The sequence below is a fragment of the Streptomyces sp. NPDC028289 genome, assembly GCF_055565975.1.
Genome location: NZ_JBVHTI010000026.1, coordinates 1 through 10,596, shown reverse-complemented (window position 1 = coordinate 10,596; position 10,596 = coordinate 1). Strand labels below are relative to the sequence as shown.

The 10,596-nt window shown below is 66.1% G+C and carries 7 protein-coding genes; 6 read left to right on the top strand and 1 reads right to left on the bottom strand.

Annotated elements, in window-relative coordinates; genetic code table 11:
• Positions 1-314 precede the first annotated feature (314 nt).
• The 4 genes from ACZ4UV_RS51875 to ACZ4UV_RS51860 all read left to right on the top strand — a co-directional run bounded on the left by ACZ4UV_RS51875 (position 315) and on the right by ACZ4UV_RS51860 (position 4,586).
• Complete coding sequence (locus ACZ4UV_RS51875; RefSeq protein WP_467850206.1) at positions 315-1,040, top strand: IS3 family transposase; 726 nt, start codon at positions 315-317, stop codon at positions 1,038-1,040.
• 93 nt (positions 1,041-1,133) lie between these two features.
• Positions 1,134-1,586 carry a hypothetical protein gene (locus ACZ4UV_RS51870; RefSeq protein WP_467850200.1) on the top strand — a complete coding sequence of 151 codons (453 nt, stop codon included), beginning with the start codon at positions 1,134-1,136 and terminating at the stop codon, positions 1,584-1,586.
• 1,037 nt (positions 1,587-2,623) lie between these two features.
• Positions 2,624-3,301 carry a response regulator transcription factor gene (locus ACZ4UV_RS51865; RefSeq protein ID WP_467850197.1) on the top strand — a complete coding sequence of 226 codons (678 nt, stop codon included), beginning with the start codon at positions 2,624-2,626 and terminating at the stop codon, positions 3,299-3,301.
• Between the two features lie 106 nt (positions 3,302-3,407).
• On the top strand, positions 3,408-4,586 hold the full coding sequence (locus tag ACZ4UV_RS51860) for a sensor histidine kinase (RefSeq protein ID WP_467850195.1): 1,179 nt from the start codon (positions 3,408-3,410) through the stop codon (positions 4,584-4,586).
• Positions 4,587-4,856: 270 nt separating this feature from the next.
• On the opposite strand, the gene ACZ4UV_RS51855 is transcribed toward ACZ4UV_RS51860, so the two are convergent.
• Positions 4,857-8,381, bottom strand: coding sequence for a S8 family serine peptidase (locus ACZ4UV_RS51855; protein ID WP_467850193.1), 3,525 nt, complete (start codon positions 8,379-8,381; stop codon positions 4,857-4,859).
• A gap of 930 nt (positions 8,382-9,311) precedes the next feature.
• On the opposite strand from ACZ4UV_RS51855, the gene ACZ4UV_RS51850 reads away from it, so the two are divergent.
• Complete coding sequence (locus ACZ4UV_RS51850; protein WP_467850191.1) at positions 9,312-10,343, top strand: helix-turn-helix domain-containing protein; 1,032 nt, start codon at positions 9,312-9,314, stop codon at positions 10,341-10,343.
• A 159-nt stretch (positions 10,344-10,502) separates the two neighbouring features.
• A partial coding sequence (locus ACZ4UV_RS51845) for an alpha/beta fold hydrolase (protein WP_467850203.1) occupies positions 10,503-10,596 on the top strand: 94 nt, incomplete at its 3' end.

Sequence of the window (10,596 nt, the reverse complement as noted above, 5' to 3'; positions counted from 1 at the left end):
GTTGTAGGGCCCGTGGGGAACCGGCGGCTTGCGTCATCGCCGGACGGGATCGGCCGGGGGCGGGCGCCAGGGCCAGTGCACGGCGCCCACCGCTGCGTACGCTCCGGCACACGGTCCTGCGGGAGCCCTGCGGCAGGTGTCACCGCAGTAGCGGAGCGCCTTGGAGACCCGTTTCCGCAGGGCGTGCCGCAGGCCAGGATGGGCGGACACCGCATGGTCGGTGCGGTACCCGGCACGCAGGTGCGCGAAGCCAACGGCCCAGGGCACGATGGGTGTGAGAAACCGACAATTGTCATCCGTGAGGGCGACCGGCGCTGCAAGCTCCGCCCGTCTCCACGCGCGAGGGCGTTCATGTGGTCCGCAAGCGGGTCGAGCTCCTGATGCGCGAGGCCGATATCGCGGGCATCAGCCCACGTCGCAAGGGCTTCACGCGCCGGGACCCCAAGGCCACCCTGGCCCCGGTCCTGGTCCAGCGCGACTTCACCGCGAGTGCGCCGAACCGGCTGTGGGTCACCGATCTGACGATGATCGCGACCGGCGAGGGCCCGTTGTGGCTGTCCGCGATCCGGGACGCTTTCTCCCGCCGGGTGGTGGCCTGGGAGAACTCCGCCCGTGCGGACGCCGACCTGGTGCTGTCCACGCTTGAGTACGCCCTCGCGTCCCGCGAGGTCGAGCCCGGACAGCTCATTCACCACGCGGATCACGGCTGTCAATACACATCGATCAAGCTCACAACTCGCCTGCTGAGACCGGGAGTTCAGGCTTCCATGAGCTTGATCGGAGACTCGTGCGACAACGCCCTCGCGGAGAACCTGTGGATGATCACCAAGGCGCAGTGCATCCGCGGCCGCGTCTTCACCACCCGCGCCGAGGCCAACCTGGCGCTCTTCGAGTACATCGACGGCTTCTATAACTTCCGGCGCATCCAGAAACGGCTCGGCTACCTCAGCCCGATCGAGTTCGAGGAGAAGCACTACGCCGACCAGGCAATGGCCGAACGAACGAACCTGAAACCCCGTCACCCCCTCCTGACCAGATGATCAGCACTTCCCGCACGCCGGGGGAACCTCACAGTCGCCAGAGAGCTTGAGGCGGGGCGGGACTACGACGATGAGACGCTGTTTCTGGCAACGATGCTCCATGATGTCGGCCTTACTGAGGAGGGCGCCGGCCCGAATCGGTTCGAGGTGGACGGTGTGTTCCGACCCGCCCGCTTCGCCCGCGAGCGCGGCCTGCCCGGCTCCACCATCGACTTGATATGGGACGCGGTGGCACTGCACACCTCCGTCGGCATCGCGGTCCACAAACAGCCTGTCGTTGCTCTTGCTCACCTGGGCATCGGTGCAGACATTTTTGGATTCGGGGCCGAAGATGTGGACAAGGCAGTCCTAGAAGCGGTCCAGTCGGCGTTCCCCTGGCTGGACCTGCGCGACCGGATTCTGGAACAGGTCGTCCACCAGGTCGACGAGCAGCCTTCGAAATGGGCATCTATGTCATTCGTCGACGATGTGTACCGCAGGCACAGACCGGACAACTCCTTCCCCCAATTCAACGACATCTGTGCCGCTCCATGGCCTCAGCGTTGACGGGACCGACATGGCTCCAAGCGGCGCTCTGAGCTGCTCGGGTAGCGTGCATCGGAGCACGAGCCGATGTTGGCTGAACGCCGACGTGGCCGGTAGCTGAGCCAGACGAGCATCACGCCCCATACGCGGAGATGATCGTGATGCTCGTCTGTTCGGGGACTGGCCATGGACAGCCGTGTCTTCGGTGTGGCTACAGCGTCGCTACTGGTCCACTTTTCAGCTGTCGCCGACACTCGGCGACCGAGATGTCGGGTGAGAGTTCGCCAGTTGCCTCAGGCAGGCGGTGCCACGCTCGACCCGGCGTGGGACCGCACGCTGAACCTTGTAGGCAGTCAGGCGCCCTGCCGATGATACGAGGCCGGGCGCCCTTTGGAGTAAAGGCCTCAGCTCATCGCTCGCGGGTGACTCCGTGAGCGTCGGCGTCGACGGGGATGCCGTTCACCGGAGCGGCTGGAACTGACCGGACATGCTGCGATTCGACGCCGGGTACTTCGTCGAGCAAGATGTCGCTCTTCGAACCGACAGACCCTACGGGGTGGGGGTGGGAGTGCACCTTACTGGGCTCAACGGGGTGGGGGTGGGAGTGCACCTTACTGGGCTCAACGGGGTGGGGGTGGGAGTGCACCTTACTGGGCTCAACGGTGTGGGGGTGGACATCAACCGGAGTGAGTGTGATGCCGCCACACACGATCGAGGTGTGCTTCTCCCCCGTGGCGGGCAGGGTAGTGGTCTGCGTGCCCCCACAGCCCGAAGAGTCAGCCGTGGTGCCGGTGCCGTTCTCGGTACGGTGACCACTAGAGGCTGCGGCGGCGCTCCCACCTGCGGCAACGAGCGCGGCAACCACACCCGCGATCATGATGTTACGGCTACGAACTGCCCTCATAGGATCTGCTCCTTCACGGATAGCGGAACCAGGAACGCCGGTGCCGCTGGGGACGGATACGCAACGACTCTCGTCTCCGCCTCCTGAGGATCCGCTGAATGCCCTGAAGATTCTCTTCAGCGTCCGAGAACGTCAGTAAGACAAGGTGTATGACATGCGTGTGCTGGTGATGGACGACGACTTCCGACTTGTCGAGCTGCTCCAACAGGGCCTACGAGCTGAAGGCTTCGCAGTCGATGCTGCTTCTGACGGCCTCGACGGTCTCGCGCGCGCAGCCGCCGACACCTACGACGTGATCATTCTCGATGTCATGATGCCGGGCTTCAACGGCTACAAGGTCTGTGCTCACCTTCGTGCGATCGGCGACAACACCCCGATCCTGATGCTGACCGCAAAGGATGGAGAGTATGACGAAGCCGAGGGGCTGGAGACCGGCGCCGATGACTATCTGACCAAGCCCTTCTCCTTCATGATCCTCACCGCCCGGCTGCACGCCCTGATGCGCCGTGCTCGCCCGGAGCGACAGGTCGTTCGCCACTTCGGGGACCTGGAAATCGACACTGCCGCCCGCCGCTGCCGTCGAGCCGGCATGGACATCGCCCTCACGCCGCGAGAGTTTGACATCCTGGCGCTCCTTGCCGCCGCCCCGGACATCGCCATCAGTAAGACGGCCATTCTGGAAAAGGTGTGGGACACAGCGTATGAGGGCGGGCCAAACATAGTGGAGGTCAACGTCAGTGCATTGCGTCGGAAGATCGACAGACCGTTCGGCCGCGCGAGCATCGAAACCGTGCCCGGTGGGTCGTACCGGCTCCGCTCCGATGGAGCCTGACCGCAGACGTCGGCGGCTGCGGACAGTGCGCGCGCGTGCCACCGCAGCAGTCGCTTTGGTATCCGGGCTCGCCCTTGTCGCTTGCTGGGCCGTCCTGCTCTACGCCGTGCACACCAATCTTCGCGACTCCGCCGAGCGCAGGGCCCGCGACCATGTGGAGCAAGCGGCCGACAAACTTGGCTCCGGAGCTTCAGTGCAGGAGGCACTGGCTGCTCTACCAGACGTTGTCGTGGTCGATCCTGATACAGAACCCCTGCCCACCACTACAACACCTGACGGTGCCAGTGCCTCAGTCGGCACCTCCGCTGGGCCTGTCCTCGTGGAGGCGCACCCGGACCTGGCGCCAGCCGACACCGTCGTCATCACGTTGGCCTGGGCATTGGTCCCCTGCACCGCACTTCTAGTCCTCTTGACTGCCTTCCTGACATGGCATGCCATGGGCCGTGCGCTGCGCCCGGTCGAAGACATCCGCGCCGAGTTCGCAGCCATCACGGCACACACTCTTCAAAATCGTGTCCCGGTACCCGCCTCCGGTGATGAGGTCGCCCTGTTGGCCAAAACGATGAACGGCACACTTGACCAACTCCAACGTGCCGTCGGCCGCCTGCGGACCTTCACCTCGGACGCCTCACACGAACTACGTGCTCCCCTCACCACTTTGAAGGCTCGCCTCGAACTGGCTCTGGCCCATCCGGGCCGAGCAGAGTGGATCTCCGTCAGCAAGGAGGCGTTGCGTGACACCACGCAACTCGAAGAGATCGTCGCTGACCTGTTGCTGTTGGCCCGCCTCGACGCTGGACAGTTCCTGAAACTGCAACCGCTCTGTTTGACCGGCCTCCTGCAGCAAACCCTCATCGAACGTTACCCCGGCGACCCTGTCGTCCTCGTCACCGACAACTACCGAGATGAGGACAATGTCATGGGCAGCCGCACCGCACTCGTCCGTCTCTTCGCGAACGTCATAGACAACGGTCTGCGCCACGCCCGTAGCACCGTGACCGTTCAGATCTGTCACTCATCGGACGAGCTGACAGTTGAGATCCGTGACGACGGCCCGGGAATCCCTGAGCCCGATCGCGAGCGGGTCTTCGATCGATTCACGCGCTTGGACAACGCCCGCAGCCGTACTGAAGGCGGCACCGGCCTCGGCCTCGCTATCGCCCGCGACATAGCAACCGCGCACGGTGGAACGCTGACTGCGGAGGCACCTCCCGCACCCGAGGGAGGCGCCCGCATTGTCCTGAAAATACCCATGTTGGAATCCCTCGCCACCCCATGTGACTGACGGGCAGTGGCGATTGATCGTCCTTGACCTCCATCTATTCGATACATGTCACCCGCTCCCTTTACGGCTTTCGTTCTCTCCCCTCCCGGGACAGCGGCGTGCCGAAGAGTGCTGATCAGGTGTCGGACACCCCTAAAACGCTTGCGTACGAGGTCCATCAGCCCAGCGGCAGCCGCATGTGGCACTGCCCCTTCATGACGCGCGCAGATGCGTGACGGCGAGTGCTAGGAAGAAGCACTCGCCGTCACGTTGAAGGGCATTAGGGATGCGTCACGAAGCGATTCCAGCGGCGCGTACGACGGACTGTGTCACGGTATTGCCCTGGCTGTCACGAGCCTGAACGCGCAGCGTCAGGTACTTGGCCCCTGCGGGTGCATGAACGGCAGCGGCCACTTTCCCTGCTCCCTTGTCGGTGAGGCGGGCGGTGGTCCAGGTGGCGCCGTCGTCATAGGACAGCTGGACCCTGGTGGTCCGCAGCGTCGCATGGGTTCCTCCGTCGAGGTGGGTCGGCGTGACGAGCAGGGCGGCATCCGGGGCCGCCTTGCCGTCGTCGGATGTAGGAAGGGCGTAATCGACCTGGATGAGCGGCAGTTGGTCACTCCCGTCGGCGGCGCCGGGGTGGGCCGAGGTGAAAGTCCACTCGGTGCGGGTGGCCACCGAGTACGGGAAGGCGACCGTGGCTGTGCGGGTCGCCTCATGAACGAGGCGGTATCCGGCCCTTCTCGCGGGCACTGTGGCGGACATGGCACCGCCGCCTTCGGCGAGCAGGGTGCCGTCGCGGTACAGCCGCGTCTCCTCCGTAGTGGTGCTGCTTCCGAAGGGTGTGGTGTTGGAATGGACGCCGCCGGAGTCGCCCCAGGCAGGCACGGTCACATCGATCGTGTTACCGGTACGAACCGGCGCGGCGACAGTGGCGTTGATGCGGGGGCGTACGACCGGGCCGAACCATTCGGAGTCCGTTGTGTGTCCCGCTGGGTATCGCAAGCGCCCGGACGAACTGTAGGACAGGAGCTGGAGTTCGCTCTCCTCGGTCCAGGAGAATGAGCTGTCCGTGGTGACGTAGTCGGTACGGTGGGCGCCGGCGGTGCTGAGTCGGTTGCTGCTGACGGTGTAGCCGGTCCAGGGGTGGACGTCGTAGCGGTTCTCATAGACAGCGGTGCCGGTCGGGTTGTGGAACGTCACTTCCACGCGCGCGAGTTGGGCGGTCTTGGGAGCGTAGTCGAGTTCGCCCGGTATGCGATCCTTCCACGTGCGGACCAGATCGTAGAGGTAGTCCGTGTCGGGTCGCGAGATGGCCCGCAGGGGGATGCGCCCAGTGGCGTCAACTCTCGCGAGAAGCTTCTCCCCCTCGGTGCGGGACAGGCCCACCACTTCTATCGAGGACTTGGTGATCGCCTCGCGAAGCCGTCCGTCGGAGTCGTTGACGAACAGCAACAGTTTCACGCCGGCTTCCTGCGCGGCCTTGATCTGGTCGTCGGCGGTGTCCTCGTCGGTGGAGTCCCAGGGAACAATAGCCGCTTTGCCGGCCGCGTCCAGGTCTTCGTAGTCGTCCGGCAGTCCCTCGCCGGGATGGATGAGGTCGAGGTCGTAGTTGTCCTCGGGGAGCTTCGCCGAACCGGGCATGATCCATAGGTCGTCGAAGTCCTGACCGCCGGAGGACACGGTGAGCAGCGGTTCCTGGTCGCGCCAGCGGGCGGTCAGGTACTGCTTGCCGTCGCGGACCTGTTGGGTGGGAGCCGTCCACATGCTGTCCCAGCCGTCACCGATCACGGTGTTGGAGACGACGGAGGTGCCGTCGTCGAACACGCGGTAGTAGTCCAGGTCTTGCGAAAGGGTCTCTGTCCTCCTCGGCGTGACCGCGGAGATCTGATGCAGCTTCGTGCCGTCGAATACGAGGTCCGTGTTGCCGGTGATGTCGACCTGTGGCAGGACCACGCGGGCGTATCCGGCTGAGGACGTTCCGTGGGTGCCCTCGACCCGGAAATCGGCGTAGACGGCGTAGCGGCCGGGCGGCAGGAGCTGCTCGGCTTGTCCTCCGTCGAAGATGTCGTACTGAAATGAGTCGTCCCCTTCACGGAAGAAGGTGAGGTTGCCGTGAGCGGGTTCGCCGGAGCGGCCGGTGATTGTGCTGCGCACGTGGAAGAGCTGCTGGCGGGTGCTGACGCCCAGCAAGGTTCGGGTGAGTACCGTGCCACCGGTGGACGCCGTCAGCTGTCCGGTCCAGCGCCGGAGTTCGCCCGCCTTGCGGAGGTCGGTGGTGACGGTGGCGCTCGCCGTCCCGTGCGCGGGGACCTCCAGACGATTACTGGAGACGCTGAAAACGCCGTCGGGGACATCGGGCGCGTCCGTGACGAGGTCCACGGTGATGGCCTGATCACCGGTGTTGGTCCAGGTTGCGGTCTTCACCACGGGTTCCGCGTCGTCGTCAGACGAGTGGATGCCCGCGTCGATGACACCGGTCGCGGTGAGGGCCGCTGTCGCGGCCGCCGCGGCGTCGACGCGGCCGTTGCCACCGTCGTCCGCCGCAATGTCCGGGGTGGCCTTTGCCGTGCTGACCAGAGCATCCTTGATGCGGTCGCCGGTCCAGTCCGGATGAGCTGCGGCCACCAGGGCGGCGACGCCTGCGACATGCGGGGTGGCCATCGAGGTGCCGCTCAGACTGATGTACGACCCGGAACCCTCGCTGAAGTACTGCGAGCGGGCGGCCAGGATGCCGACACCGGGCGCGGTGATCTCCGGCTTGACGGCGTCGTCGCCGTAGCGAGGGCCGCGGCTGGAGAAGCCGGCGATGGTGTCGGTGGAGTCGACCGCACCGACCGTCAGTGCAGCATCCGCTGTGCCGGGAGACCGGACGGTCTGAGCGCCGGGGCCGTCGTTGCCTGCGGCGATGGTGAAGAGAGCCCCGGTCTCTGCGCTGAGTTCGTCTACGGCCTGTGCGAGGACCGTCTGCCCGTCGGCGTTCTCGCTGCTGCCCAGACTCATGCTGATGACGCGTGCGTGGGTGTCACGGGCTGCCCACTCCATGCCCGCGAGGATCCACGAGTCGTACCCCACCCCCTCGTCGGCCAGGACCTTGCCGACGTGCAGGTCCACACCAGGAGCGACACCCTTCTCCTTGCCACCGGAGGCCGCGCCGCTGCCCGCGATGGTCGAGGCCACGTGCGTGCCGTGGCCGCTGCGGTCGGTGACATCCTCCCCGGGGACGAAGCTGACGCTGTCTTTGACGGCGTCCTTGAGGTCCGGGTGGTCAGGGTCGTAGCCGGTGTCGAGAACGGCCACGTCGACGCCCTGGCCGGTGTTGCCGCTCTGCCAGACCTCGGGCGCGCTGATCTGGGCGACGGAGTCGGCAAGGGTGGCCTGGACCTGCCCGTCGAGCCAGATCTTGGCGACGCCCCCGGTGAAAGCTCCGTCATCGGCCGTCCGGCCGGCGGAAGCTGGCGGACGGCCCGCGGTGAGCTCGCTCCACAGGGCGCCGGAGGAGCCGCGGTCCTCGGCGAAGGCGGCCCCGTTGACACTCGTGAGGGGGTGCACGCCCGTGACATCAACGGGCAGGGCGGCGATCCGCTTGCGCAGTGTGGCTGCGGGGGCGTCCGACCCGCTGTAGGTGACGATCAGGGGCAGCCGCTTGAGTGAGGCGTCGTCGTATCCATCGGCGACGAGGCGGGTGATGTCGAAGAGCCGCTTGTCCACGGCCCCCGACGCCAGGTACGCGTTGGCGGAGTCGGGATAGACGTAGGTGTCGCCTCCCACGGTCAGGATCTGAGCTCCGGTGGGTTCGCCGTCCGGCCCTTGCACGGTGAGGTTCCCGGGCCCTCCTCCCGCGTCGGGGGTGACGGTGACTTTGTCACCTGTGACCAGGGTGACGACGGACGCGGCAACGTTGTCAGCCGCGCTGCGGGTGGCGCCGGATTGGGGTGTGTCTGCAGAGGCAGTCAGCTGCAGATTCGCCGCCATGGCCACGAGAACTGCCGAGACGACGAGCGGGCGGCGCCATCTTCGGTTCTGTCGGTGTGTCAAAGTGTTTCCTCGATTTGAATCGATGTTCAGCCTGACGGAAAACTATGTGTCCGACATGGATCTCGGGAAGCCCATGGCGACAGTGGACGCACACTGGCAACAGGCTTGAAATAACCGGCAGTTGTCGCACGCGGTAGGTCCAGGAGCCCCGGGCGCGTAGGTCAGCGAGCAGGACCGGAGGCGTCCAGCACATGGCTGCCGCTGGCCGCGCTGCGCAAGCGGGCCGACGGCAACGATGCCGAGCTCGCCCGAGGACGGGCGAAGACACCGGCCGGCCAGGTCGAGGCCGCGGAGAGCGCGGTGCGCCGGCAGCTGCTGGGTGACGGCAACCTGCGTGTTGACATTGCCTACGTCCTGCGCCCCACTCCGCTGCGGCTCCGTCGACCGCTCGTCTGACCGCCGGCGGACCGGGCCCGGCAGGGCTGCCGTCGGCTGCCGGCACTCTTCGAGGGCTGCGACGCGGACGATCCCGTCCCGGTCGGTTCTCCTGTCCAGATGAGACACCGAGGACCCATCTGTGCCCCCCCACTCCTCCAACAGCGACTCGTCGAGGTCTGCGACTGGCCCGCGGGCCTTGGACCGACACCGTTCCCCGGACCAGCCGGTGTTGATCGCTGAGCACACCCATCAACGCCGCCACCGGCCCGGTCACATGGAAGGCCGGACCTCTGGGCTGCTGAGCCGACGGACACAGGGAGCCCGAGTACGATGTCGGGCCTGCGGGGAGGCGCGAGCTGGGCGCCGCGCCTGGTCAGCACATGTAGTTTCTGTGGTGAGGGTCGAGGGGGCCGCGCGATGCCTGTAATTCTGAACACCGACGAGGTCGAGGAACGCGATCGTGCCGAGTTCGTCCACGAGGCGCTCGGCGCGACGATGGTGCCGATCGAACTGCACTGGCCCGGGCGGCGCCGGTCCGTGGCGGCGCACGGCGTCGTCACGGACCTGGACGGTCTGACCGTCTGCTCCGGACGGACCACCGCAGTGCGGGTGGAACGCACGGCCGCCCTGGCCCACGACTCGATGGAACCGAGTGTTTTCATCAACGTGCAGCATTTCGGGTCGAGCATGGTCGTCCAGCACGACCGGGAAGCGGTGATCCGACCCGGTGAACTGGTCATGTACGACTCCACGTCCCCCTACACCCTGCTGAACGACACCGGCATGACCGGAAGTTTCTTCCGAGTGCCGCATTCGGCGCTTGCTATGCCGAACGACATGATCCGCGCGGCGTGCGCGGTCAAGCTGAGTCCGGGGCACCCGGTGGCCTCCCTGACCCACGACTATCTGCGCCGGCTGGCCGCCGATCCTGCCCTGTTCACCGCGGTGGATGCCGACCTCGTCGCTCGTCCGAGCATCGAACTCATCCGTGCCGTGATCACGACCCATCTGCGGGCCCACGAGCTCGCGGCCGAACCCATGGCCGCCACCCTGCAGCTGCGCATCCTCGAGTACACCCGAAGGCACCTCCACGACCCGGGCCTGTCTGCCGAGCAGATCGCAGCGGCCCACCACATCTCGGTGCGCTATCTGTACAAAGTGCTCGCCAGAAGCGGCATCAGTCTCGCGGACTGGATCCGCACCCATCGCCTCGAAGCGTGTCGGCAAGCCCTCGCCGACACTTCTGCCGCCCTGAGCATCGGCGCTGTCGCGCGACGCCACGGTTTCTCCGACCTGTCCAGCTTCAGCCGCGCTTTCCGCGCCGAATTCGGCATGTCTCCGAGCGAATGGCGAAAGCGCTGAGCCGCCTGTCAGCGGCAGCGCACTGTGCGACATGTGAACCATGTTGTGCGTGCAGCGCACAGCAGGGCGTCGCAGGCTCCACCTCCTTCGCACGGGACTGACAAGGTGACCGAAAGGTGCCTGTCATGTCATCGCTGCACAGGGGAAGGGAAAGCAGCCATGCCCTCCATCACCACCTCCGACGGCCTCGACATCCACTACAAGGACTGGGGCTCCGGCCGGCCCATCGTCTTCTGCCACGGTTGGCCGCTCT